Source organism: Paenibacillus albiflavus, assembly GCF_004344915.1.
GTDB classification, from domain to species: Bacteria; Bacillota; Bacilli; order Paenibacillales; family NBRC-103111; genus Paenibacillus_AM; species Paenibacillus_AM albiflavus.
Genome location: NZ_SKFG01000003.1, coordinates 62,585 through 88,629, shown reverse-complemented (window position 1 = coordinate 88,629; position 26,045 = coordinate 62,585). Strand labels below are relative to the sequence as shown.

The following is a 26,045-nucleotide window of genomic DNA, read 5'->3' as shown; positions in this document are numbered from 1 at the left end:
CGATAGAAGATAAATTAAAAGACTAGGGGCCAGAATAATGATAGAACTTTCTTTTGATAGTTTTAATATTGCAGAATCCTTTTTTGCTAATAAAAAGAGCTACATACCCGCGTTATCGGTTATATATGGAAACTATCCTGGTAGGGTATTTGTTGATAACGACCAAGTACCTAGTATTGCAATTGTTTGGGCAATTGGTAGATGGATGTATTTAGAAGGTAGTTTATCGTCGCAAGATATCGAGTTAGATGTGAGCAATTTTCTACAGAATGTAGTAATACCGGATTGTAGAGAACGAAGTACAAATTGGTTTGAAATTTATACTTCTGATGATGAACAATGGGAGAATCTCTTTTTAACAAAAACACATTTTTTGGAAGTGGACAAGCATTATGAATCGGTGTATACACTGAACTTGCATATATTTAATCAAGTAAAAGAAACAAAATTTTCAGTAGAAAATGAAATTGAAATAAACAATGTTGATTTTGATATATTACCTGAATCATTTCATGATTTTTCTTATATTAGAGATGAGTTTAAGACTAAAAAAAGCTCAGGAATAGAAATAAAAAAAGATAATCAATTAATAACAATTTGTAAGAGTAATGGATTTATATTTAAAAATGAATATTTTATTGATGTCGATACATTTGTTAAAGAAGAACGAGGAAAAGGTTATGCCACAATTGCTGCAATTAAATTAATTGATAGTTTACTTGCAAACAAAATGTACCCTTTGTGGGAGACTACGCATGACAATATTCCATCGAATAAACTAGCTTTAAGGTTAGGTTTTGAAGTAAAAGAAAGCTACCCCGTTTATGCGTTTGAAATTAAATAAGAAATCCCCGCAACGATAAAACTCTATAACTCAGGAGATCAAAATGATTAAATCAAAGGAATTCAAAAAACTTGAATTGCTTATGAAATTCTATGAAAAACCTTGGTTTGTCGCCGGTGGGTGGACCATAGATTTATTGATTAATGAAATAACCCGGGATCATAAAGACATGGATATTTGTATTTTTAGAGAAGATGCAGAATACGCTCTTCAGTATTTTCACGACTGGGATATTAACGTTGCTATTCCTGGCGAACATCGATTAGAAAAAGTTACACAAATGACAGATATTGAACTTCCAAGATATTGTCTTCATTTATTTAAAGAACAAGAATTTATAGAGTTATTGCTAACAAGCCGAATTGAAGACCAAGTCATATTTAGAAAAAATAATCAAATAAAGATGAGTATGGATGACTTCTGTAATAAATCAGGTGAGATCCCATTCGTAAATCCGGCATGGCAATTGCTATTTAAAAGTCTAAGCACTAGAGAAGAAGATGAACATGATTTTTTAGTATACATGAATAGAGTGTCTGATAATAAATCGAAGTCATGGTTACTACAAAGTATGAAAGTTATGAATGGAAATAAGAGATGGATAGAAGAATTGAGCAAGCAACTCAATGAAGGCGGGGATATATAAAATCATATTCACGCTGCAGGGCTTTCCCCCTTGGTCCGTCGGGGCATTTCGAGGAAGCAGAGTCAGGGACAGACAACATTTCGAAACTAACCGCGCAGCAGCCGGGACTACGTGTCTTAGGTTCTTAGGTTCGTGAATACAATAGACGTTATACGAATTCATCTTATCGAAAGGAGCATACATATAAATGAATTATCAATACAATATTAAATTCGAAAGATTGTGTAATGAATTGAATCTCGGTGAAATACTTAAAGAACCCGAAACAATATCAGGCGGTTTGCTGCACAGGATGTTTTCAGTAGAAACGACTAATGGTAAATATGCTATAAAAGCATTAAATCCACAAATCATGGCAAGACCTACAGCGTTAAATAATTATCATAGGTCGGAAAGAATTGCGAACATTGCAGCCAACGAATTATCTGTTCAACCTGCAAAAATAATTGAAGGAAAGTTCATTCAAAGTATCGACGATCAATATTACCTTATATTTGATTGGATCGAAGGGATCAGCTTGAAGTCTTCAGAAATCAATAATGTTCATTGTGAACGAATAGGTCTAATTCTTGCGGATATTCATAAAACAGATTTTTCGCAAATAATTCTTACTGATAACTATTTGGATAATACGGCTGAAATAGACTGGAATTTCTATTTATCTAAAGGTCGAGAAATTGATTCCGAATGGGTCGATCTACTCCAAGAAAACATTGATCAGATATTTGTCTGGAGTGCCAAAGCAAAGAGATCATCTATAATGCTATCAGCCGAGAAGGTTATTAGTCATAGGGATCTAGAACCTAAAAACGTTATGTGGGTTCAAGAAAACCCAATAATAATTGATTGGGAATCTGCAGACTATATCAATCCGAAGCATGATTTGATTGAAACAGCTATTTATTGGTCTGTGAATGAGCTTGGAAAGATTGACAAAGATAAATTTTTAGCATTCATTTACGGATATCAAAAACAATATGGAGTATTAGAATCTGATTGGAACTTGATACTAGAGCTCGGTTATTTGAGTAAGCTAGATTGGTTGGAATATAGTCTTAAACGATCTTTGTGGATTGAATGTGCAGACGAGAAAGAACAGCAAATGGGAACAATTCAAGTAACAGGAACAATAAATGCTATTAAGCAATATGAAAATATAATCTCTGACCTAGTGAAATGGTTAAATAATGATATAAACAAAGTTGTTAAGTAACTCGAAGATGGCGTTGACTAGGGAGCTACATGTAGCTGATTAAAAAATGACGAATAATCAAATCATAGTTTTTATCTTGACGATGATAATACATTCAGCAGAAACATTATCTTATTCAGTTCGATCGCTGGAGTAAAACTTTAGGGGGTTACTTATGAAGTCTAGAGTTGTGATTTTGATTATTATATTTATGACTATATTATTATCAAGCTGCTCGACTGAAATGAATAACTCTCCGGATCCACAAGCGGGTAGTTCCGATATATGTAAAGAACCACCCACATCATTTACTTGGAATAAGAAAACTTATAATTTAAAAACAATAGGTGATAGAGAACTCGAGCCAGGAATGAAATGGGGTTATTTAATCTGTAGTAAGGAACAAATTATTGTTCAAAAGGAAGGTCCAAATGCTACATTCAATTTATACACATATGGAAACAGCATTGATGAACTACTTTATTTTGGTGAATGGGGCCGTGCATTATATACTTCAAAATAAAAATTTTGTATGGTGACTCAAGGAGACGAGTAGTTTAAGTGTCGCAGCTTTTCAGCAACTAGATCCGCCTGAGGTTTTTCGAAGAACTGGATCAGGTAACAACCTTGTGAGGCTAAGTGGTAGAGCCACACGGCAGTAAGCTGCCTTAATCCACTCGGGTTCGTAAATACAAGAACCTTATAGGATATCAACACAAAGAATAATAGCCAAAAAAGAGTATAGGGAGGGTTAACATTGCCGTACCCTTTTGACTGTATCAGCGATTTCATGTTCTTTGAAACGGAGTTAAAACATTCTGATGTTATATTAATTCCAGGTGCTAGTCATCCTCAATTAATGGAACGAGCAGCGATGTTGTATCATCAAGGATTAGCCCCATTTATCCTACCTTCTGGTGGCTCAACTCCGCATGTGGAAACAACTGAGTGGGAATTCTTGCGAAATGTTGGAATATCATTAGGAGTTCCATCAGAAGCAATTCTAAAGGAAGATAAAGCAACAAATACATTAGAGAACTCACGCTTTTCTTTGGATGTGCTTATGCAAAGAGGAATTTCTACTAAGAGAGTAATATTAGTCTGCAAAAATTACCATGCACGAAGGGCACAGTTAACTTATCAACTTACATTTCCTTTTGATACGATTTTTTATGTTAGTCCAGTGGTTGATAAAACAGGAGTTACAAAAGATAATTGGTTTCAAGATGAAGGTAGAATTGGATATGTAATGAATGAACTAGAAAAGGTAGGCAAGTATTTTAGAAAGGCCATATACGAAATCGGATCAAAGAATCTTAACGATTAATAAATGTATCAATCAAAAAAAGAAGGGGTAAACGTGGCGACTATTGGACTTATTAGACACGGACTAACAGCCTGGAATGAACTGGGTAAAGCTCAAGGGATATCTGATATCTCCTTAAATGAAAAAGGCTTGAGACAGGCTAACGCAATAGCCGAAAGAGTATCGGGGGGACACTGGGATATTGTTTGTTCAAGTACTTTAACGAGAGCACTACAAACTGCAGAAGCTATATGTGATAAATTGGGCATTAATTCGATCATCACTGATGACCGGTTGAGAGAAATAAATTGCGGACTAATTGAAGGTACAACAGAAGATGAGCGAATTTTTAAATGGGGAAAAAACTGGCGTTCACAGAATATCGGAATGGAGCCTTTCGAAGAAGTTGCAAAACGAGGGATGGAATTTATAGAAGAAGTTTGTTCTACGAACCCTGATAAACGAATTCTAATTGTTAGTCACGGAGCATTAATCGGCTTGACTTTACAACATCTGTTACCACAAGTTTTTCCTAAAACACATATAGATAATGCATCTATAACTATGATAAATCTAGATAATAATGGTTGGGAGTGTAGCCTTTATAATTGCACGAGGCATTTAGAATCAATGAACCTGAACTAAATTAACAGAGAAAGATAATGAAGTCTTTTATCTATTATTTTCATAGAAAACTTAATGTCTTATAGGAGGACTGTATGTTACCTTATCCAGTTGCAACAACTCGAACAGAAAAACTTGATTTCATTGATAGAATAAAAAATATGCTTTTGGACAAGTACAGTGAGGATATTGAGGCAATTGGTATTTATGGTTCGATTGCCCAGGAGAAGGATGGACCGTACTCAGATATAGAGTTACATGTAATTAGTCGGGATGGTGTGACCATTCCTGGTCATGAACTGATCTATCATCCTTTTAAATTAGAAATTGCTACCGTACAGAAATCAGATTGGTTTGAGAAAGCAAGTATGGTTGACGATGGCTGGGCCATAAAAGTGGGCAGTTTCCTACATATTATACCCTTGTATGATCCTAATAGTTTATTTGATAAGACAAAAGAAATGGTACTTACGATATCTGATGAAGCTATCGAACAAACGATTAAAGAATTCATGATCTGGGAACCGTATGAAACCATGGGTAAAATTCGAAATAGCTATGTAACAAATAACCTGTCTTATGTGCCTCGTGCTGTTTTTGATTTCACATGGCAAATTGCTAAATTGATTGGTTTGATCAATAAACAACATTACAGTACCAGAGCTGTGACCCTTGAGGAGTCCATAGCTAGATCAATCAAGCCAAAGGGATACACTGAATTAGCAAAAAAAGTTATAAGTGGAGAGTTATCTGATAAGGAAGAGCTTTATCAGCTTTGTGAAAACTTATGGACAGGTATAAATGAATTACTTGAAGATTTGGGTATCGATTATAGAAGTAAATACAACATGGAGGATTCGATATGAAAGAAATAATCTATACGAACTATTTTTGGCAAGACGAAGAAATTCGTCTTCGCGCAATCGAACCTGAAGACTGGGAAGGGCATTATTACAACCGATTTGATACACCGGCACGGCGATTATTAGAGTGTGCAGTTGAATTACCACCGACAATTACAGAAGCGAAGAATTTTGTAGAGAAATGCTCTGGATTTTCCTCTGGAAATGGACGAATAATGTTTACTATTGAGAATTTGAACGGCGAGAACGTAGGAGGAATAAATCTAAATAGTATTGATGAAAGAAACGGAACTTTCAGTATCGGAATCCAGATTGACAGGGATCATCGTGGTAAAGGGTACGGTACAAGAGCTGTTAGAATTCTATTAAAATATGCTTTTTTTGAAAGACGACTAAATAAGTTTAATGATTATGTGCTTGAAGGAAATGAAGCTTCGGCTACTATGATGAAAAAACTTGGATGTGTTCAAGAAGGAGTGCGCAGAAAAGTCATTTACACAAATGGAAAATATTATGATCTAATCCTATTTGGACTGATGAGGGACGAATTTATCGAGAATGAGAAAGAAATACAAGGTGTGTAAATAATTCAGGGATGCCGTTGGCATGGGAAGAGAAATTAATTAGTTTTAAGAATGTTTCGAATTTATTTAAGATCTAGGTAAAGGACTAGGTGTATCATGATAATTTCTATAATTGTGGCTATATCAATTAATCGAGTGATTGGAATGGATGAAGTAATACCTTGGAAAATACGAGGCGAACAAAAACGATTTAAGGATTTAACACTAGGCAATTCAATTATTATGGGTAGAAAGACTTATGAATCGATCGGTAAACCATTACCAAACAGAAAGACTATTATTATCACAAGAAATCAAGAATTAATTATTGATAATTGTAAGACTGTCAGATCACTTGAAGAAGCTTACAGATTACTGAAAGATGAGGAAGAGGTATTCATTGCTGGCGGTGGAGAGGTTTATAAAGAAGCTTTGCCGCATGCGGACAAAATCTATCTAACAGTAATTGATCAACATATTGAAGGAAATATCTTTTTTCCAGAATTTAATGAGGACGATTTTAATATTACCTATCAAGAGAAAGTACAAGCTGAAATTCCTTATACGTATTTCACATTTGAGAGAAAGACATATAAATAGGAGCATAGAAAGAGTTAATTGTAATGATGATTAAAGTGAATCCGTCGTATTAACCAGCTAATTAGAGTCAAGGTTGATCAAAAAACACTAATTTTCTGAAGAAGGATGAGCTTTATGTTTAAGGTTTTTAACCTTGCAATTCGATTTATTTTGGAATTAGTGATTATGTTTTCATTAGGATATTGGGGATTTCATTATGATTCTAACGTGATTGTTCAAATTGCATTAGGTCTTGGAATGCCGTTACTTGCAGCGATAATCTGGGGTAAGACAATATCACCAAAAGCGACAATTAGATTGCCTTTAATTGGGGTATTAATAATTGAATTATTTATTTTTGGAATGGCATTTCTTTGTTTAATAGATTCTGGATTTAAAGTATTTGCAATGATTTTTGGAACTGTAGCAGTAGTAAACAGATTTATAATTATTAAATGGAAACAACAATTGAATTAAATAGAGGAAATGAAAGTTATAAATTCTATATCGCTAAAAAAGCGTATGTTCAGATTTTGAACAAACGCTCTTTTGTATTACTTTTTACGATTAATGATTTCAAATATTAATGCCACGACAGTTCCTAGTATTAAACCGTTGCTAAAAAATGAAGTGACGATTGGCGGTAATCCTGTAAAAGCAGCCGATGGAATGAACATGACACCAATACCAACAAACAGTGAAAATCCAACTGCTTTATAGAAGTAATTCGTATCCTTGCTTTGTTTATATTCTTTAATTGCCATTCCAAGCATCTTAGAGAAAATAAGGAATATTGCCGCGTACCCAACTGCGCTAGGTAATGCTGCAAATACAGCCAAGATTGGCATAAATATGCTTACGAATAGGACTAAACATGAAGCGATAATAAAGGGCAATCGATCCTTGATCCGAGTCGAAGCGATAAACCCGGCTGCCCCCGAAATAGGTACAGATCCCACAGCAGAGAAGATACCGCCAATAATTTGGCTGACGCCTGTAAACAATCCAGTTCGTTTCATGGAAACTTTGCGCTCATATTCTTTATTTCCTTTTAACACATTTTCTACAACGCGTACCGTCGCTACCATATTGGTTATTAGCAGTAAAGTCAATAAAATTACGGTAGGTATCATACTCCATTCCATTCGAGGAGTTCCGAATACAAAAATATCAGGCAGATGGAACCATTCATTTGGCATCGTAATCGGCGGTACCAAATCAAAATAATAAAAGAGCCCCCAACCTATAGCAATAAGTATGATAATGCTGTATTGAGCCAAAGATGCGAATTTATCCAGGATTAACGATAAGAGCACAAGTCCAATCGATATAAGTGCCACCGTTCCGTCAATTTTGACATTTACACCTGAAATACCGAGCATACCTTTTACAAAAGAGCCGCTTAGCTGGGTTACTAACAAGATTAAATATGTACCAATAACCATTGGTGAGAACAAACGGGCTAATTTTTCAATGAATCCCATTAAGCTAAGTATGATACAGATTATACCGCTCACAATTAATGAGAATGAAAGTACACGTAAAGTTTCGGTCTCTGAGCCAAAAAGCGTTACCCCTAAACTCGCATAAAGTGTAAACACTCCCCACCAAAGACCAGCAGGTCCCTCATGGATCGGTAGACGATGCCCGAATAGCACTTGAATGAGACCAGCAACACCTAATACAAATAATGTACGTTGGATGAACAGCAGCGTATCGGCCGGGTCCAAATGGAAAACAGAAGCAATTGCAATCGGAGCGACTAGGTTACCAGCAATAATAAACAATGTCCACTGTAAAGAAGATAATATGGTTTTCATTTAACACACACCTTGAAGGTATAATTTGATAAGCAATTATTTTATGTTAACAAATATTTTATCATAATTATAGTCCCGAGGAAGGAAATAGGGTTGGGGAGGTGTTTGGGTGAAGTCAGTGCTCACTTATATAATATGGGAATTTTTTATCGATCATGACGAATGGACATTGTCCTAATTTATTGGGAAAATTAAGTGGATATGGTTCGCATAATCATCTATTCTAGAAATATATCAGAAATTCAGGAAACTGATTGATTATAGGGATTATATGAAATACGTGGATTTAGTAGTTATATGAAATGACCGAAGGTTGAGAATGAGGTGATTCGATGGAGGAAGATCGAAAGTATCTCCTTGCGGCTTTTGAAGAAGCTGAAAAATCTATGAGAGAAGGAACTTATCCAATTGGAGCAGTATTAGTAAATTCGATCGGTGAGATTGTAAGTAAAGGAAGAAACAAGGTTTTCTCTGAATGTGATACAACAGCACATGCCGAAGTTGATGCGATACGAAAAGCATCAGTAATAATGCTGGATATCGAGAACAAGAAATATAAGAAGAGAGAGTTGACATTATATACAACGTGTGAGCCGTGTCCAATGTGTAGTGGTGCAATATTACTATCTTTCTCAATAAAGAGAGTTGTTTGGGCAGCGAATGATATATCAATGGGAGCGATGAGAAAATTAAAGCAAGAACCATTTTTTATCGATAGATTTTCAGATATATCCATTGAAGCAGCACCAATAAAAGAATTGGAAGATCGTCAGAGAAAGATGATGGCTGAGTTTTTCTCGAATCGAGGCAGACTAAGAACTGAATGGCATGATGGTTGATTTCAAGGAAGTCGATCACTTCATATAACACTATATTCACGCACGGGGCTAACGCCCCTGGTCTGCAAGATGCAATTACGAGGAAGTTGTTCAGCAGACAACCCTGCACTGGCTAAGTCCGTCGGACCCCGGTGCTACGCGCCTTAAGCCAGTGAGGGTTCGTGAATACACAAACGTTATATGCAATTGGGGCAAACAGTAATTTAGAAATTCTAGAGATTAAACATAGTAAAAGTCATTTTAGAATGCAAGACCTATTTCATATAAATTAGGTGATGGAAATGAATGATACTGAATGTAATTTTGTTACGTACAATAAGAGCCACGAAGAAATAATAAATAATGGAATAGAAGCTATTAGTGATTATTTGATTCGAGCGAATGAGTCAGAAAAAAGAAGTTTGTTATTATGCTTAGATAAATTTCTAGATCCCTACTACGGCTATAAGCTAACCTACTTTAACGAGATAATTATTCTTTTACAGAAGAATTTATTTGTTGATCATAGTAAGGTTGTTAAGGAAGATCTTATACAATTAATAACTGATTATTCATTAGAAACTTTAGATTATCTGGCAGACAATATTGATTCAATTGAACCTGAACTACTTTCAGATGCTATAAATGCTTTAGGTTCGACTTATAACATGCTTTATTTGCCAATATTTATCAGATATGAAAATCATGGAAACGGTGTTGTACAAGAATCTGCTAAAGAAGCGTTAATCGAGTTGAAAAATAAGAATAAGTAAGAATATCTCAATGATGGCCCCGACAGCATATAACATCGTATCTACGCGTCGTCGCCGCGCTCCTTGATCCGCCTGAAGCATTTCGAGGAAGAGGAATCAGGCGGACAACCCTGCGAACCTAACCGCAGTCGCGGCCGGCAGCTGAAGCTGCCTTATGGTTCTCGGGTTCGTAGATACAGAAACGTTATCTGAAACATCCGTAAGGTCCGACAAACCCAAAAGCAAAAAATATAAATTGGAGAGAAAATTCATGGATCATAAAGACAAGACTTATTATGAGAGCGTTCTTAATTATTTATGTATAGGTGGACATATAGATGGAATTAGATTTGGTTCAATTCCTCAGTTACTGATTTCTAATTCCGAAGAAAACTCCACTACAATTAGAGGTCAGATATATTTAAATTTAGCTTCCAAATGGTGTGTTTATAAAACCCGCCCACTTTTTTATCCGGAAACAGAACGAGATATTACTTCCATGACAGAAGATGAAGAGATTTTAGAACTATGTAAACTTCGTTTGAAAACTATATCGAATATTTCTCTTTCAGACAATAAACCAAACTTAATAATAGAATTAGACGATGAATCAATATTTTATATGAATGGATATGACGATCAATTTGAAAGTTGGCAATTAGGAGTGGCTTTTAATACTCCAGAAGAATATTGGGATGTTATAGCATTGCCTGGAGGAGAAATTACAGCTTTTATTCCAGAACAATTTATGAAGAACTTTGAAAGATAATTCAAGAAGACGGATGCATCAGATAACACTACATTCACGCTTCGAGCCTTACGGCCCTTGGTCAGCCCGAGGTATTACGGAGAGCTGAATCAGGCGGACAACCCTGCGAACCTAACCACTCAGCGGCCGTCCTTTTTGGCCTTAAGGTTCCCGGATTCGTGAATACAAGAGGCGTTATATGAAAGAAATACAAAGATTAATATTCTAAGAGCAGAGGAAGGTATTCATGGAAGTAAGACAAATGGCAACTGCATTTCTAATTAACCAAAACAAAGTATTGATGATGAAAAAAGCAAGAAGTAAGCTCTTTAATTTTGAATTTTGGGGAGGCATTGGAGGACATCTTGAATATGAAGAACTTAATTTTCCAATGAAAGCCAGCTATAGAGAAATTGAAGAGGAAACGGGATTTATAAAGAGTGATATTGAGAACTTTAGAATTAAATACATACTGATAGAGAATAACAGTGAGGAAATCCGACAGCAGTACGTATATTTTGGAGAAACAAAGCACATGAACTTTATCTCTTCTGATGAGGGGGAATTATATTGGATACATAAGAATGAAATATTAAATTTACATACGTCAAAGATTATTAAATTTACTATAGAACATTATTTAGAGAATCCGAATCAAGATGATATTTTAGTGGGAACAGTAACGGTCAATAATGAATTAAATCCACAAATACAATGGGCAACAATTAATGAAACAGTGACTTTCTAGCAGTTCGAAGATTTATATAGCATCGTGATCTCGCTGCGTATCCTGACGGATCCTTGGTCTGCCAGGGGGCAATTCTGAGAAATGAAGTCAGGCAGACAACCCTGCGAGGCTAAGTCTGACGACCCGGCGCTGAAGCGCCTTAAGTCTCTCGGGTTCGTGAACACAGCAAACGTTATAAGAATCCCCCCTAAGCCAATACACAATAAAAATAAACAATAAAATCGAATAAGAAAGGGACTCATGATGGAGATAACCAGTTTTAGCTTATCAGAAGTAAATTATGAAAAAATTAAATACGTTGTCATGATTGCAGAATATAAAGAAAAACTAGTGATAATAAAAAATAAGAATAAAGTATTGTGGGAGTTGCCAGGAGGGAAAAGAGAAGTAGGAGAACAATTACTAAAAGCAGCAAGTAGAGAGTTATATGAAGAAACGGGTGCAGTTAGTTTTGAACTTATTCCTTATGGAATATATTTAATGAATGGAAGTTATGGAATGAATTTTTATGTAAACATAAAAGAGATCGGACCATTACCAGATTATGAAATTGAAGAGATAAGGTTTTGTGATAAACTACCAAATCAATTGGGCTATGGAGAAATATACTACAAAATGTATGATGAATGGAATGAAATTAAAGATAAGAGAAAATTAAAGAAATACAAGATAAAATATAGTGATTCTAGTACATATGAATTCTGAGGATTAATCGAGGAAGGCGGGGACAACTTATAACATCACATTCACGCGGTAGGCCATACGGCCCTGAGTCTGCCCAAGGCAATTCGAGGATGTGAAATCAGGCAGACAACCCTGCGAACCTAACCGCAGTTGCGGACGTCAGCAAGCTGCCTTAAGGTTCTCGGGTTCGTGAATACAAGAACGTTAGACGAAACTCTTGAAAGCTTGATAATTAACTCATGAAGGGAGGAAAAGACAATTATCAATACAAGACCCAGGATTATTGCTATAGCGGCGGTCTCTGGAGGAGGTAAAACAACAATTACCTCACGATTGAATCTAGAGTTGGACAAGTCCAGAGCTATTTATTTCGATGATTATGATCTTGAAGGTCCTGAGGATATCATAGATTGGGTTGATCGCGGAGCGGATTGTAACGAGTGGAACATCGATCCTATAATAATTGATGTAAAAAACTTGATAGACACCAATGATTTGAATTACATATTATTAGATTATCCTTTTTCAAGATTACATGATAATTTGAAAGCCATTGACTTAACTGTTTTTATAGATACACCTCTAGATATTGCAATGGCAAGAAGGTTATTAAGAGATTTTAGAGACGCGAATACAGAGGTCATAATAAATGAAATAAGTAACTATATATCTCGAGGAAGAATGGGTTACGAGAGAATGTTAAACAAAATAAAACCCAATTCAGATTTAGTTATTGAGGGTTCTTTACCAGTAAATGAGATTATTAGAGTCATAATTGATGAAATAAATAACTGAAGTGAGCGTATATCCAAGGATGCCAAGAGCTTCGTCTAACATTATATTCACGCTGTGGATCGGCTGCGCCGTTCCTTGATCCGCCCAGGGCAACAGCAGGTAAGCAGAACCATACGGACAACCCTGCGAAGCTAACCGCGTCGGGGTCGGCAGCTGAAGCTGCCTTAAGGTTCTCGGGTTCGTGAATACGGGAACGTTAGCTGAAATACCCGATATATAAACCTATATTAATAATAAATCTTTAATTGAAGGATGGGTATGGATGATCTGGATGCAAACCAAACTAATAGTGAATGAAATTCTACCAGACCTAATAAAACAAATTGAATATAAGGTTAAAGAACATAATAGAGAAGACTAAATAGAACAGCTGAATAAATTAACAATATACGCTTTGTGTGAATGTGATGACAATACATGTGGGTCATTTTATACATTAGAACCAACGAGCAATATAGATGAGGAGAAATTGTCAGGTTATAGAACAGATTGGGGATCAGTTGAGGTATACGAAGGTAAAGTGAGTTATGTTGAAGTATTTCCAAGCAAATTTGGGGAAGATACTAGAACTAAAATAAAGAAGCATATAGAAGAGCGTAAATAAATATATGCATGTAAATTCGAAGAAGCTGGGCGCTTTAGCTAACACAATATTCACGCACGAAGCTAAAACTCCTGGTCTGCAAGGAGTAATTACTTAGAAGTAAAATCAGCAGACAACCCGCTTTAGCTAAGATAGGAGCTATCTAAGCCAGTGCGGGTTCGTGAATACAAGAACGTTATACGACATGGGCATAAAGACAAAAAAACTATAAAGGTGGATGCATTTCCATGAAGATTGTAAGTACTCAAGAGCATTATGAAATGCTCATAGATGAGGGTAATGATCCATTACAAGACCCACCACAATTACAAGCATATATGAACAGATGGGATGGTCCCTCTTTTTTTAATGAATTAAAACCTAAGAATTCTATGGTACTAGATATTGGAATTGGAACTGGAAGAATAGCAAAAACGGTATTACATGCAGGGTGTCAATTTCTTGTTGGAATAGATATATCACCGAAGACTTTAGACAGAGCAAGGACTAATCTAAGTTCTTATCCTAACCTTGAGTTAGTAAATACTGATGTAAACAACTTTATTCGTCCTAATATCTTTGATCTAGCTTACAGTGTATTGACATTTTTACACATAGAGGATAAGGAAAAAGCATTAAATAATATTTACATATCTCTAAAGAATAATGGATCATTTGTCTTATCAGTTAGTAAAGATAATGAGTGGCTTGAGTGTGGTGATAGGAAGATAAAGCTTTACCCTATTGGATTAGAAGATTATATTCGTCTTTTCCAATCAATTGGTTTTCAAATTGAATCAATTCAGGAAACAGAAAGTAAATATGCAACAATTATTAAAGGGAAGAAGTAAACCTAAGTATTTCGATGAATATGCCACGTCGTATAACACCGTTTTTCAGCTGTTGGTCCTGACGAACCCTTGGTCTGCAAGAGGGATTTCGAGGAAGAATAATCAGTAGACACATCTGCAATACCTAACCGCATCGCGGTCGGACCTAACGGTCCTTAAGGTGGTGAGGCATCGGGAACATAACAACGTTTAACTGTGATCTCCGGTAACACTTAAGTTAATAACTCATAAATTATATGAATAGTGAGTGATAATTCATTATTAAGCAAATCATAAGATTGAATGTTGTCAGCATTCTCTATGCCCTTTTTATATTTGTTCCGATTGAGCTTATGGTTAACGTGTATAGGATAAGTAGACTGACTGGTTGGGACATTAACACCGTCAATAAATTATCTGTTATTACTTTTTTTGTAAATATTATTTTGGGTACGATTATTATTTATCTACTAACAGCAAAGTGGTTAGGAAGAAGAAGATTAAACTATATTACTACAATACTCTGGGTGCCTTACTTTATTTTATTTGTATATATCTTTGTCTCACTATTCCCAATTACAAATGGTGGAGATGACCCTAATCCAGTCACAGGCTTAATAGTAATAGGTAGGTTCTTTTTATATCCCATTTATATTCTATTAATAAATTTAATTAGTTCTATTAAAGATGATAAAACGACCTCAAGAAATTAAATTAAAGTCAGTATGAGGGATTATCAAGACAGCTTAACATCGTTATAGTAAGTTAAGAAGTCGGAGACATCAGTTAACACAATATTCACGCACCGGGCATTCGCCCCTGGTCTGTAAGAAGTAATTTCAAAGAAGCGAAATCAGTAGACAACCCTGCACTGGCTTAGGTAGGAGCTATCTAAGCCAGTGCAGGGTTCGTGAACACAGAAACGTTATAAGAAATGTGGCAAGAACATGGAGAATTGATATGATAGGAATAGTAAGACATTTTAAAGTGAATTTTAAAACAAATCGTAAATGGATGACAGCGAAACAATTTAATGATTGGGTAGATCAATATGATCAAGCAGAAATAGACAGTACAAATCATTTTACTAATTTCATTGAATGGGATGTTTGTCTGACGAGTGATTTATCAAGAGCAACAAAAACATCAGAGATAATATTTAAGGGTAAAACTGTAGTATCTAATCAACTTAGAGAAATAGAGATTAAAGCAGTAGTTAATTCAAAGATCAAGCTTCATATTAATTTATGGATGATATTGGGGCGAATAGCTTGGTTTTTCTCACATAAATCACAATCTGAGACTAAGTATCAAACATTACAACGAGCAAAAATAATTATTGATAAAATAGAAGAAGATTATCCTAATTCAAAAGTGTTAGTGGTTAGTCATGGAGCGTTCATGAAAGTACTATCTAAAGAACTCAAATGTAGAGGATATATAGGGGAATTAAAAATAAATCCAAAAAACGGGGAACTATATTTATTTGAAAAACGACACGAGAGTAAACTAGAAGAAGTGGACGCAATTATAAAATCGTAAAATATAGTAAATAAAATGTTTAAATTAAACACATATAAGAACACTTGTACGCAGATATAAATAAAGGTAAAATATAACTACAATTGAATCTTGGGTGGGCATGGTTTCCCTTCGAAAGGAGGTGAAGCCATGGAAGTAAAGGATGCAATAACGATTATGTTCCTATTTGGAATGTTCATTCTTGCTCTATTAACATACATTAATCATAACAACAAGAAAAAGTAAAACCCACCCTAAGATTAGAAGCCGAAGGTGGGTTTTCGTTCCTATTGGACTCAGAAGGGAACAACCATCCAAGCCAATTGTACTGACCAGGTGTTGACGCACTTGGTCTTTATTAAATATATATTACCATATTACAAAAAATGTATCAAAGTATGAATTAACGATTTGAATTAAAGAGTTCGACCCGGCAGCAGAGTTGCCTTAAACCTCTCGGTGTCGTGAATACAGAAAACGTTATATGAAATCAACGCAATTCAAAAGATCCAAAAAATTAATAAAAGAGAGAGTGAACTCAGTGAAAGTAGTTGAACTCAAAGAAATGAAGTTAGTTGGTATAAGAGTAGTATGTCCTGGAGACCAATATATCGATGAAATCCCTAAGGCTACTTTTCTACTTAAAGAAAGGCTTAATGAGATTAATGACGTTTTACAACCAGTGAGACTTATTGGCTCATTTATTGTTGGGGATTTCTCGGAAGAAGAAGATGGTTACTGGGTATGTGTTGAAGTAAATGATATTCGGCAAGTACCAGAATGCATGGTTTCTTTAGTAGTTCCTAAACAAAAGTACGCTGTTATAAAACATAATGGGCCCAATTATGAAATCAGAGATACATATGAAAAACTACATAACTGGATTGAAGAAAATAAATATGAAAGGTTGCAAAGAGCTTGGCATCTAGAAATTTCAGATGTTTGGGGAGAAAGTGAAACAACCAAAATTGAAGTAGACTTATACGACACAATTAAATAGATTCTTAGAGCTGTTCAGTAAAGTCGTTGACATCCTATAACACTGTATCTACGCTGTAGGTCATTCGGCCTTGGTCTGTAAGAAGGTTATCAGAAAGCCATGCAACTAGGAAACCTAGTCCAGGGATGCTGATTCAAGCAGCCAAAAAGCATAAATTAGATTTAACTAAGTGTGTTGTAATTGGTGAAAGGTGGACAGATATTGTTGCTTCAAATCATGTTGAATGTATAAAAATATTAGTTTTAACTGGGGCTTTAAATGGATTATTAATAACTTAACAAAGACTTTTAAGGAACAGTCATAGGGTTCTCAAGCTGTCATTGTCATCACATAACAACATTTTAACGCATCACGGAGGCAGGGCCTGAGGTCCTTAGGATGGTGGGACGTCGTGAACAACGAGACATTATCTGAAACCAGTGAGAAGGTGATTTAACTAAAATGAATAAGAAATATGAAATCAAGATACCTGTATCAATGTATATCCAATTGGTCGGCTCTATTATAATTACGTTGTTGATGCTGAGGTTGGTAATTCAAACAAGTGATTATACATCTGTTTTATTTATCTTAATCGTATTTTGTATCTTATTGCAAGTTGTAACAATGTTTGTACTAATGACTAGGATTTTAAGTGGGAACAGTGATTTAGAAATTACTAAAAATAGTATCAAATTAAATCATATTGAAGTCCGAATACAAGAAATTGAGAAGATAATAATTCAAGGTTACTTTATACAGAGTATTGGTATCAAGCAATTCGGAAAAAGATTAGTTTCAAATAAATTGCATTTTAGGTTTAGGAATAATGAAGAAGTTAATATTAATGAAATTAAACAGTGGGCAAACAAGCATGGAATAGAAGTAACAAATAAAAAAATATATAGATGGATATAAAGCATGATGAAGGAGGTATATATAGCAATGAGGCGTTTTATTTTAGCATTGATGGCTGTTATATCGATACTACTTACTGCTTGCTCTAGTCAACCTAATGAACTAACAAATGAACTAGAGAAATATGCTGTACCCGTAAATCAATTGACGATACCTAAGGGTGTTCAAATTATTGCTTTAGGCGAAGCATCTCATAACAATGCCGAATTTCAATCCGTACGGCTTGATGTAGTTAAGGTACTTGTTGAAAAGTATGGAGTTCGCACATTTATATTGGAAGAGGATTTTTCTAATTCTGAACTAATGAATCGATATATTTCTGGCGAGGACATAGAGTTGCAAGATGCGTGGAAGGATTGGTTTCCCCTCTACCATACGCAAGAGATGGCTGCGTTATTCAATTGGATGCGTGAATATAATCGATCCGCATCTAGTGAAGAACAGTTGCAATATTGGGGCATGGATGTTCAGAATACATACCTAATATTACCTTCACTTGGTAAGTATTTGCAACATGTGGATAGTGATCTATACAAAGAGTTCAGCAGCATACAGGTTAGTGGCGTTGACTTGTTTGCATTACATGGTCGATTAGTCGGTGATGTAATTCTCCCAGATAGAGATAGAGCATTGGCTGCAACTGATTATATACAGGATCAACAACAATGGAGTTCACTGGTACAAAAGGATGTTCGTCTTATTGAACAATTGATACACAAAATGAATATGAATGCGGATCATCTTATTTCCAAGTCTAGCAAACAATCGTATGAGGTCGCCATGCAGAATGCGCGGTCTATATATGTCAACTATTCGATGATAAATGATTTTTTGCTACAAGATTATAAAGAAGGTAATGGTTACTTACACTTTATGTCAGGGATGAATAATCGCGATGCTGCAATGAAAGAAAAAGTAGATTGGATATTAAATCAAGTGAACGGACCGATCCTTATTGCAGGGCATAATGGTCATATCTCTAAAAAAAATAAAACAGCAGGGGACATTTTTGTTAAAGCTGCAATAGATAGAGGAATTAGTGTCGATAGCAATATGCTAGAATTTGTGACTATAGGAGAACGTTTGAAGAAAAGTTATGGCGATGCTTATTATGCAATTGGAACATCCTTTAATGAAGGTGTATTAGCAGCAGCCTCAAGTATTATATCTGTTAATAATCCGCCTACTTTAGCAATTCGTAGTGACAACATATTTCTTAATTCATTTATGCAATTGTCAGAGGATGTTTATTTCTTGGATTTTGATCGTGCTAAGCAAGATAAACAATTAAGGCGACTTATCTCTAAAAATGAGTTGAGAATGCCTCTAATCGGTAGCATTGTTGTTGATAATTTTGATAATCCTAACGATCGTAACATGGACAATTTTTATATTGACATGATTTTAGATGAGACATTTGATGCATTGATTAATTTTCGAAAGGTAAACCTTTATACACCATATATGCGATAATTTAAGGAGTACGGAACTTTGGCAGAAAACACATTTTACAAAAGGAGAAAAAAACAAGTGATTATTACAATTCAAAGAGTTGAATATGAAGAAAAATCAATTTTAAGGAATCTCCTTGAATTATATCAATATGATTTTAGTGAGTATGATCCAGAGGATGTAAACAAAAATGGGTTATATGAATATAAGTTCCTGGATCATTATTGGACAGAAGAGGGGAGACACCCATTCTTTATTCGTGTAAATGCAAATCTAGCTGGCTTTGCTTTTGTAAGAGAACTTGGACTTAATGAAGACAATCAAACGATATACAGTATGGCTGAATTTTTTGTTATGAAAAAGTATAGAAACTTAAAGGTTGGACAATACGTTTCACAAGAGTTATTTAATATGTTTTCTGGCTTTTGGAAAGTAGCTCAAATTGAAGCAAATAAACCATCCCAAGCATTTTGGAGAAAGATAATAGCAAGATATACGAATAACAAGTATAAAGATATCAGAGAAGATGATTGGGAAGGACCAATTCAAACCTTTTCTACAGTGTCTCGATGAAAAATACTTACATAACAACGTAATCACGATGCACGGCTGACGCCCTTGGTCCGCCAGCGGTTTTTCGAGAAGCGGACTAGGAGGACAACCCTACACTGACTAAGATATGAACTATCTAAGGCTGGGTTGTGATCGTGAATAAAAAGCATTAGATGAAACCTGCAGTGGCCGATCACTTCGTGACCTTAAGTCTCTCGGCATCGTGATTTCGAGAGACGTTTGTGAAGGTGCTGAAATATTTTAATGAAAGTAGGTTCAAGGATGCCAATTATAATAAACAAAAAAGGCGATGTGTTCGAAGAGTTTTTGGAAATATCCGAAGAAGATATATTCAGAATTAAATTGGATTATCCATTGACTCATTCATTAGTTGTTGCGAAGTATAAAGATAAATATTTGTTACTCTTTAATCGATGGAGGAAGGAATGGGAAGTACCAGGCGGAATAATTGAGAATGGAGAAACATGTCGCGATTGTGCAATAAGAGAACTTTATGAAGAAACAAATCAAAAAGCAAGTACTCTAACATTTAATGGATTGATGAAATTTAACTTACATAATGGTAAGACGGAATATGGAGCACTTTATAGTAGCAGATTAGAACAAATAAATGAATTTATAAGAAATGATGAAGCAGAACAGATAGTTTTTTGGGATGAAACTCAAGAATTAGATAATATAAATGAAATTGATAAAAAATTACTAGAGTACTACAAGGAATCCTGAGAGTATATTAAAGAAGTCGGCACATATTTTTAAACATTAAAGTTGAAATATATATTTCCAATGATAAAGAACATGCAGGTGGTGCAGAGATGATCAGAAGAGCAGAAGCTACAGATCTCGATTTTTTGATTCAAATTGATTTGAAAGATGAGGGTGTCACTACGTCAGATATTTCAATGACGGAAGAAGATTTAAAAGAGCACTCAAGTAAAATATTGAAATTTGTTACTGAACAAGATAGAGGGGCATTTATTTTTGAAGACGAGAAAATTGGAAAGAGAATCGGATTAATCATGTACTCGATCGTTAACCGAGATTATAAATTTCCTTGGAAAACCATATTTCATGAATTAGATCGAAGTTTGTTTCAAGAAGACGGACGATTCGTGGAAATATTTCAATTATGGGTTGCCCCAGAGAATAGGCGAACTGGCATTGCAACGAAGTTGAAACTAAAACTCGAGGAATTGGCAAAGACAAATAATGTGAACTTAATATATACACATACAGAAGAAAGGAATAAACACGTAATAGAACTTAATGAAAAGCTTGGATATAGAATAGTAAGAAGCGGACCAATATGGGATGAGATAGTGCGAGTAATTCTAATAAAGCAAATACAAAAAGATAACGTCGAGTGGATATAACTGGAGGTAATAAAAAATGGATATTTCTTTAATGAGATGCGGAATTAATGAAGCATCAATAATTCACGAAATGCAAGTAAAAGCATTTTTACCATTGCTAGATAAATACCAAGATTATGAAACGAGTCCTGCTAGTGAACCTGTGGAACGAATAGTAGATCGAATAAATCAAGTATTTACGGATTATTATCTAATAAAAATATCTGACATTTTCGTTGGAGCAATTAGGATTGTGAAAAGAGAATATCATAAATATCGAGTTAGCCCTGTATTTATTTTACCCGAGTACCAAGGTAAAGGTATTACTCAAAAGGTATTTTCAATTATCGAAGATAAATATAACGAAGCGAGAATTTGGGAGTTAGACACCATCCTACAAGAGGAAGGCAACTGTTATCTCTATGAGAAACTGGGCTATCAAAAGACAGGGGAAGTAAAACAAATTAACGATAAGATGACTATAGTATTCTATGAGAAAATCATGAAATAGCTTAGCACCAATTTAACGAATGTAATGGAGGTAAGGTTATGCAAAAAGCAGTTATTGTTTACTTTTTTACAGACAAGAAAAACAATCTTGAAGAACTAAACAATTTATTATCTGAGGGCTGGAAAGTAGTAAGTCAAAGAGCAATGAGCGACGGAGGTAATAATGCTTCTATATCCTTAGTGATCGTAGAAAAGTAATAAACCTTATATGAAAATCCACTAAAATAAAAAAATAAGGGAGAAGATCTATATGAGTTCATTAATTAGTAAACCAATTTCAGGAGCTATGTATTATGTTAAGGACTTAGAGGTAGCTAGTAAGTGGTATACTGATACTCTTGGTTTTAGTCTTGGAGATCATGATTTCAATGATTTTGTTGAACTAACAATAGATAGACAATATGTGATGCACTTATTTAAGTCTAATGATGACGACCGAGTGGCACGTGCTACCTTTAGTTTTGCAACAAATGACATTCAAAACACATACACTGTTTTATGTGATAAAGGAGTCGAAGTATCACCATTACATGAATATAGTGATCACTCAGGTTTTACTTTTAAAGATTGTGACGGGAATCAACTAATGTTTTGTCAGTTTTATAAATAACTTGTCTCGGCGGACAGCCCTGATTAACTTAACCACACTGTGGGCCGCCCTTTTGAGGCTTTAAGGTTCTCGGCTTCGTAAATACAACAACGTCATAAGATTGGTGCAAAGAATAAATTTCAAATCAGAATGAGGTGCACAATGCTCTCAAAGCTAATTAGTTTTATACCAAGAGACTGGCTTGTGTACTTGTATAAAAACATGCCGTTTAATGGATTAAAGAATTGGATTGTTTACCGGGCTCAACATAAGTTTTTAGTTGCTGTATTAGGGGTAATAACAAATGAAAAGGGTCAAGTTTTATTATTTAAACATGAATACCGAAAGCAGCCGTGGGGTATTCCGGGCGGATGGATGGAATTAGAAAAGCCAGAGGATGGATTAGAGAGAGAGATAAATGAGGAAACAGGACTTAAAGTACAAATTACAGGTCTGGCAAGGGCATTATATGGAGATAGACCAAATCGAGTAGAATTAATTTTTACAGGCAGAATTACCGATGGAACATTTAAACCTAGTTCAGAAATATCTGAAATATATTATTGTGATATTGATAAGTGGCCAGATGGTTTGCCAATTAAGCAAAGAATATTGATTAAAGAGATATTAATAGGTGATAGCGGTAAACTTGAAGAAGGCGCCAATATCTTATAACACCACTCGCAGTTGCCTGCACTTCGGGTTAATGAATACAAGAGTCGTTATCTGAAAGGGACGTAGTGACTTTTTTAGGAGTTCAAGTCTATGAAGTTGAATGTAAATAATCAAGAGTACTCATTTCGTGAGATTGTAATTGAGTTTAATTTTTCTATCTACTCAGATGTTTATTCAAGTAAGAATAACAAAACCCTTACGCACCGAAGATACAGTAAATTCAAAATCATTATTGAAAATAAATACTCTAATTTTCTTGATATTGGTTTAGGAACTTATCTGGCAAAGTTAAAAGAAGCGGGTGATCTCTTTTATAAAGAGTTTTTGAATAAGAACGGAGATAAAATTTACTCAACCTTCTATATCACAGACAAATTAGCTCAGAATAGTAAAGGCATCTATATAAATTGCATTGATAATGAAATAAATTATATTGGTAGATGCCGTGATACTTTTGGAAAGCGAATTAATCAAGGTTACGGAAAGATTTATCCAAAGAATTGCTATATTGATGGGCAATCAACAAATTGTCATTTAAATAATCTAGTTACCGAAAATATGGGTAAAGCTAAATTATATATTTTAGATTTGCATGATGAAAAGCAAATTATTGAACTGGAAGAGGCATTGATAAAGAAGTATCAGCCGGAATGGAATGTCAGTTTAAAGGCGTCAAAAGAAATGTTGCCTATTATTAATATTTTAAATAATGAATATTACTTGAAATTATGCCCTATTGAAGAAGTTAGATGTTTATATTGGGAGTGCCTTGACCAATGCTCTAATTTATATAATTCATATATGACAGCTTCACGTTAAGAAAAAGACCTTCTCCGAAACCACTGATAAATAATAAGTGAGGGAATACTCAATGAAGTCATGGGAAGATGCAGTTAACGAATTCCTTGTTAATTGGAAGAGTAGAGATGAAGTTATAGGTGCGATGGTATGCGGCAGTTATGTAACGGGACTTCCAACAGACCGTTCTGATATCGACTTACATATCATCTTATCAGATGAAGTTAATTGGAGGGAACGTGGAAACCGTTATGTAGATAGATTTTTAATAGAGTATTTTGTTAATCCTCCGAGACAAATCAGAAGATATTTTGCTAAAGATTTTGATGATCACAGTACGATGTCGATGGTTCAATTCATTACCGGCAGAGTGGTCTTTGATAAACAAGGAATAATAAATCAATTAAAGAAAGAAGCTTTTGATTGGAAAGCTAAAAAGTATGATGATCTCGAATCATCACTGAAAGAATTAAAAAAATATGGTTTATGGGATGCATTTGATAACTTGTTGGATTGTTATGACAACCAAAGAATGGATTTTGATTTTGTATATCACGAATCATTATTAGGGTTATTTCAGGGGTATTGTACTCTCTTAAATATCGAGCAAATTCCTTTCTATCAAATAACTCGTTATCTTTCAGATCCTTTTTATTTATCTAAATACATGAAGGCTCTTTTCCCTGATAAGGAGTTTTCTAAAATGTTTTTAATGGCTATCGAAGCGTCGGAACGAGATATCAAACTGCAGATATACGGAAGACTTTTCAACCATGTGATCCAAAAGTCAGGAGGATTTAATAATGATGGCTGGAATGTCCGAACACCTGTTAAATGATTATCAAATGAAGATAAATGCAGATTTATGAATGGGATACGATTTAATAATCGTTAGAGGCCTTATGTGGGATGGGATATATGTAAACGAAAAAGCTCAGACAACAAATAACCCGGCCAAAGATAAGAGCTATCTAAGCGGGGTTATTTCGTGGATCCAAGAATTGTTATGTGAAATCCCGAATTACAGAGATAAGGGAGCAGATGCATGAAGAAAGTAATTTATATATTTATATTCGTTTTAATCATAGCAGCTTGTAGTGATAAGCATCGTAAAGAATCAGCGATAGTTAATCTTGATTTTAAACCCTATATAAATTCTGTCGAACTTCAAGTAATTGATTCTGATTATGAATTAATTAAATTTGAATCATTTAGTGAATGCAAAGCAATGTTATTTCAATTGAATTCAGATAGTGAAATTTATGCTGGTATTTTCATCAATAATAAACTTTATTCGATAGGTCCAGTTTCAATGACCTCTACACCAGAGGAATTACTCTCTATTTCAGAAACGGACGTTTTTGGAAAGAAGTTAATTACGTTCTCAGGAATTCTAGGTGCAAATTACGCAAGAACATTATATGTAGAAGTAAAGGAAGATTCTGTTTCCCCAATTGTTAGTATAGACGGCAACATTATAGAGATTGATTTAGATCATGATAATAGCAAAGAAATTGTATCAACCATTGGAACTATTCCTGAAACCTGTATTTATAAGTTAATTGATGACCAAATATACATTGCGAATGTTAACGAATCTTTAGATGCTCAAGCCATTTCATTCAATCAAAAAAATAATAAATTTGAGGTTTATTCAAAACCAAATGAACCACAATTTTATATTTTCAGTAATGGTGGGTTGAAGGTTGATGAATAGAAATACTGGCTACGCCTTTTGTGCGCAAGAACAAAAAAGAATGTTGGTGAATGGTGTTGGATTATTTTTTAATCAAAGGAGAAGAAAAAGAGCAGATCAAAGTTAGTTTAAATGAAGTGTATGGTTTTCCAGATACTACGAGTCCATTTGGTGGTTATGATGTTAGATGGATTGTCGAAATTACGAGTGGAAATTATTATACAACGGGTGAACTTTGGTACACAACGGGTGAAATATCTTTATTTTATGAAGGATTATTAAAAGCATATAAGAATTGTAGTGGAATTCTTCAATATATTACTTATGAAACAAATTTAGAAATTAGTTTGGAATTTATAAAACTTGGAAAGCTTGAAGTTAAAGGACGATATAAAGAAAGATTTGATAAAGACAATGAATTAATATTTTGTTTTGAAACTAATCAGAGCTATTTAATAGAGACCATAGAACAGTTACAACAAATACATAACAAATATGGTGGAATGAGAGGGATTAATAAATAATAAAACTCTTGAAAATCATTAAAACCATGATATTATAATGACAAAGGTGAAGGGGATTCCGTT

General features: G+C 34.6%; 34 protein-coding genes and 1 pseudogene. 34 read left to right on the top strand and 1 reads right to left on the bottom strand.

The annotated features are described in order from the left end of the window. Positions 1–37 precede the first annotated feature (37 nt). The 10 genes from E0485_RS05650 to E0485_RS05605 all read left to right on the top strand — a co-directional run bounded on the left by E0485_RS05650 (position 38) and on the right by E0485_RS05605 (position 7,094). Entirely contained in the window at positions 38–844 is an 807-nt protein-coding gene (locus E0485_RS05650) for a GNAT family N-acetyltransferase (RefSeq protein WP_132417004.1), read from the top strand. Between the two features lie 43 nt (positions 845–887). After that, positions 888–1,490, top strand: coding sequence for a nucleotidyltransferase domain-containing protein (locus E0485_RS05645; RefSeq protein WP_132417003.1), 603 nt, complete (start codon positions 888–890; stop codon positions 1,488–1,490). A gap of 187 nt (positions 1,491–1,677) precedes the next feature. Continuing rightward, positions 1,678–2,703: an aminoglycoside phosphotransferase family protein gene (locus E0485_RS05640; RefSeq protein WP_132417002.1), complete on the top strand. Its 1,026-nt coding sequence runs from the start codon at positions 1,678–1,680 to the stop codon at positions 2,701–2,703. A gap of 154 nt (positions 2,704–2,857) precedes the next feature. After that, on the top strand, positions 2,858–3,205 hold the full coding sequence (locus E0485_RS05635; RefSeq protein WP_132417001.1) for a hypothetical protein: 348 nt from the start codon (positions 2,858–2,860) through the stop codon (positions 3,203–3,205). 234 nt (positions 3,206–3,439) lie between these two features. Then, positions 3,440–4,009 (top strand): YdcF family protein, encoded by a 570-nt coding sequence (locus E0485_RS05630; RefSeq protein ID WP_132417000.1) that lies wholly within the window; start codon positions 3,440–3,442, stop codon positions 4,007–4,009. A 33-nt stretch (positions 4,010–4,042) separates the two neighbouring features. Further along, positions 4,043–4,633 (top strand): histidine phosphatase family protein, encoded by a 591-nt coding sequence (locus tag E0485_RS05625; RefSeq protein WP_132416999.1) that lies wholly within the window; start codon positions 4,043–4,045, stop codon positions 4,631–4,633. Between the two features lie 74 nt (positions 4,634–4,707). Next, the gene (locus tag E0485_RS05620) at positions 4,708–5,478 is read left to right on the top strand and encodes a kanamycin nucleotidyltransferase C-terminal domain-containing protein (RefSeq protein ID WP_132416998.1); all 771 of its coding nucleotides are present in this window, start codon (positions 4,708–4,710) and stop codon (positions 5,476–5,478) included. Further along, positions 5,475–6,059 (top strand): GNAT family N-acetyltransferase, encoded by a 585-nt coding sequence (locus E0485_RS05615; RefSeq protein WP_132416997.1) that lies wholly within the window; start codon positions 5,475–5,477, stop codon positions 6,057–6,059. The genes E0485_RS05620 and E0485_RS05615 overlap by 4 nt, the downstream gene beginning before the upstream one ends. A 99-nt stretch (positions 6,060–6,158) precedes the next feature. Beyond that, positions 6,159–6,638: a dihydrofolate reductase gene (locus E0485_RS05610; RefSeq protein WP_132417155.1), complete on the top strand. Its 480-nt coding sequence runs from the start codon at positions 6,159–6,161 to the stop codon at positions 6,636–6,638. A 114-nt stretch (positions 6,639–6,752) separates the two neighbouring features. After that, a complete protein-coding gene (locus E0485_RS05605; RefSeq protein ID WP_132416996.1) occupies positions 6,753–7,094 on the top strand; it encodes a YrdB family protein in 342 nt (113 codons plus the stop codon). Between the two features lie 77 nt (positions 7,095–7,171). On the opposite strand, the gene E0485_RS05600 is transcribed toward E0485_RS05605, so the two are convergent. Next, positions 7,172–8,437: a purine/pyrimidine permease gene (locus E0485_RS05600; protein ID WP_132416995.1), complete on the bottom strand. Its 1,266-nt coding sequence runs from the start codon at positions 8,435–8,437 to the stop codon at positions 7,172–7,174. Positions 8,438–8,769: 332 nt separating this feature from the next. On the opposite strand from E0485_RS05600, the gene E0485_RS05595 reads away from it, so the two are divergent. The 24 genes and pseudogenes from E0485_RS05595 (at position 8,770) to E0485_RS05485 (ending at position 25,982) form a co-directional block, all read left to right on the top strand. Further along, entirely contained in the window at positions 8,770–9,276 is a 507-nt protein-coding gene (locus E0485_RS05595) for a nucleoside deaminase (protein WP_132416994.1), read from the top strand. Between the two features lie 281 nt (positions 9,277–9,557). Further along, a complete protein-coding gene (locus E0485_RS05590) occupies positions 9,558–10,028 on the top strand; it encodes a hypothetical protein (protein ID WP_132416993.1) in 471 nt (156 codons plus the stop codon). A gap of 250 nt (positions 10,029–10,278) precedes the next feature. Continuing rightward, entirely contained in the window at positions 10,279–10,776 is a 498-nt protein-coding gene (locus tag E0485_RS05585) for a hypothetical protein (RefSeq protein WP_132416992.1), read from the top strand. A 226-nt stretch (positions 10,777–11,002) separates the two neighbouring features. Beyond that, the gene (locus E0485_RS05580; protein ID WP_132416991.1) at positions 11,003–11,503 is read left to right on the top strand and encodes an NUDIX domain-containing protein; all 501 of its coding nucleotides are present in this window, start codon (positions 11,003–11,005) and stop codon (positions 11,501–11,503) included. 240 nt (positions 11,504–11,743) lie between these two features. After that, the gene (locus tag E0485_RS05575; protein WP_132416990.1) at positions 11,744–12,208 is read left to right on the top strand and encodes an NUDIX domain-containing protein; all 465 of its coding nucleotides are present in this window, start codon (positions 11,744–11,746) and stop codon (positions 12,206–12,208) included. Positions 12,209–12,445: 237 nt separating this feature from the next. After that, positions 12,446–12,982, top strand: coding sequence for a nucleoside/nucleotide kinase family protein (locus E0485_RS05570; protein WP_328591270.1), 537 nt, complete (start codon positions 12,446–12,448; stop codon positions 12,980–12,982). Positions 12,983–13,813: 831 nt separating this feature from the next. Next, entirely contained in the window at positions 13,814–14,416 is a 603-nt protein-coding gene (locus E0485_RS05565) for a class I SAM-dependent methyltransferase (protein WP_132416988.1), read from the top strand. A gap of 939 nt (positions 14,417–15,355) precedes the next feature. Further along, a complete protein-coding gene (locus E0485_RS05555; RefSeq protein WP_132416987.1) occupies positions 15,356–15,937 on the top strand; it encodes a histidine phosphatase family protein in 582 nt (193 codons plus the stop codon). Between the two features lie 129 nt (positions 15,938–16,066). Beyond that, the gene (gene comI / locus E0485_RS25460; RefSeq protein ID WP_235857441.1) at positions 16,067–16,162 is read left to right on the top strand and encodes a competence inhibitor ComI; all 96 of its coding nucleotides are present in this window, start codon (positions 16,067–16,069) and stop codon (positions 16,160–16,162) included. A gap of 295 nt (positions 16,163–16,457) precedes the next feature. Next, complete coding sequence (locus E0485_RS05550) at positions 16,458–16,916, top strand: GyrI-like domain-containing protein (protein WP_132416986.1); 459 nt, start codon at positions 16,458–16,460, stop codon at positions 16,914–16,916. 107 nt (positions 16,917–17,023) lie between these two features. After that, positions 17,024–17,170, top strand: a pseudogene (locus E0485_RS25455) (HAD hydrolase-like protein); the annotation flags it as partial. Positions 17,171–17,357: 187 nt separating this feature from the next. Beyond that, on the top strand, positions 17,358–17,813 hold the full coding sequence (locus E0485_RS05540) for a hypothetical protein (RefSeq protein WP_132416985.1): 456 nt from the start codon (positions 17,358–17,360) through the stop codon (positions 17,811–17,813). 27 nt (positions 17,814–17,840) lie between these two features. Then, positions 17,841–19,286 carry an erythromycin esterase family protein gene (locus tag E0485_RS05535; RefSeq protein WP_132416984.1) on the top strand — a complete coding sequence of 482 codons (1,446 nt, stop codon included), beginning with the start codon at positions 17,841–17,843 and terminating at the stop codon, positions 19,284–19,286. 18 nt (positions 19,287–19,304) lie between these two features. Beyond that, the gene (locus E0485_RS05530) at positions 19,305–19,838 is read left to right on the top strand and encodes a GNAT family N-acetyltransferase (protein WP_235857439.1); all 534 of its coding nucleotides are present in this window, start codon (positions 19,305–19,307) and stop codon (positions 19,836–19,838) included. A gap of 243 nt (positions 19,839–20,081) precedes the next feature. Beyond that, a complete protein-coding gene (locus tag E0485_RS05525) occupies positions 20,082–20,564 on the top strand; it encodes an NUDIX domain-containing protein (RefSeq protein ID WP_132416983.1) in 483 nt (160 codons plus the stop codon). A gap of 89 nt (positions 20,565–20,653) precedes the next feature. Beyond that, entirely contained in the window at positions 20,654–21,211 is a 558-nt protein-coding gene (locus tag E0485_RS05520; protein WP_132416982.1) for a GNAT family N-acetyltransferase, read from the top strand. Positions 21,212–21,227: 16 nt separating this feature from the next. After that, on the top strand, positions 21,228–21,701 hold the full coding sequence (locus E0485_RS05515; protein ID WP_132416981.1) for a GNAT family N-acetyltransferase: 474 nt from the start codon (positions 21,228–21,230) through the stop codon (positions 21,699–21,701). A 38-nt stretch (positions 21,702–21,739) separates the two neighbouring features. Next, entirely contained in the window at positions 21,740–21,898 is a 159-nt protein-coding gene (locus E0485_RS25015) for a hypothetical protein (protein WP_165921086.1), read from the top strand. Between the two features lie 52 nt (positions 21,899–21,950). Then, positions 21,951–22,310: a VOC family protein gene (locus E0485_RS05510; protein WP_132416980.1), complete on the top strand. Its 360-nt coding sequence runs from the start codon at positions 21,951–21,953 to the stop codon at positions 22,308–22,310. A 141-nt stretch (positions 22,311–22,451) separates the two neighbouring features. Beyond that, entirely contained in the window at positions 22,452–22,964 is a 513-nt protein-coding gene (locus tag E0485_RS05505) for an NUDIX hydrolase (protein WP_132416979.1), read from the top strand. Between the two features lie 90 nt (positions 22,965–23,054). Continuing rightward, complete coding sequence (locus E0485_RS05500) at positions 23,055–23,783, top strand: GIY-YIG nuclease family protein (protein ID WP_132416978.1); 729 nt, start codon at positions 23,055–23,057, stop codon at positions 23,781–23,783. A 52-nt stretch (positions 23,784–23,835) separates the two neighbouring features. Next, on the top strand, positions 23,836–24,600 hold the full coding sequence (locus E0485_RS05495; protein WP_132416977.1) for a nucleotidyltransferase domain-containing protein: 765 nt from the start codon (positions 23,836–23,838) through the stop codon (positions 24,598–24,600). Positions 24,601–24,807: 207 nt separating this feature from the next. Beyond that, positions 24,808–25,479: a hypothetical protein gene (locus tag E0485_RS05490; protein ID WP_132416976.1), complete on the top strand. Its 672-nt coding sequence runs from the start codon at positions 24,808–24,810 to the stop codon at positions 25,477–25,479. A 56-nt stretch (positions 25,480–25,535) separates the two neighbouring features. Then, a complete protein-coding gene (locus tag E0485_RS05485) occupies positions 25,536–25,982 on the top strand; it encodes a WapI family immunity protein (protein WP_165921085.1) in 447 nt (148 codons plus the stop codon). The last annotated feature ends 63 nt before the right edge of the window (positions 25,983–26,045 follow it).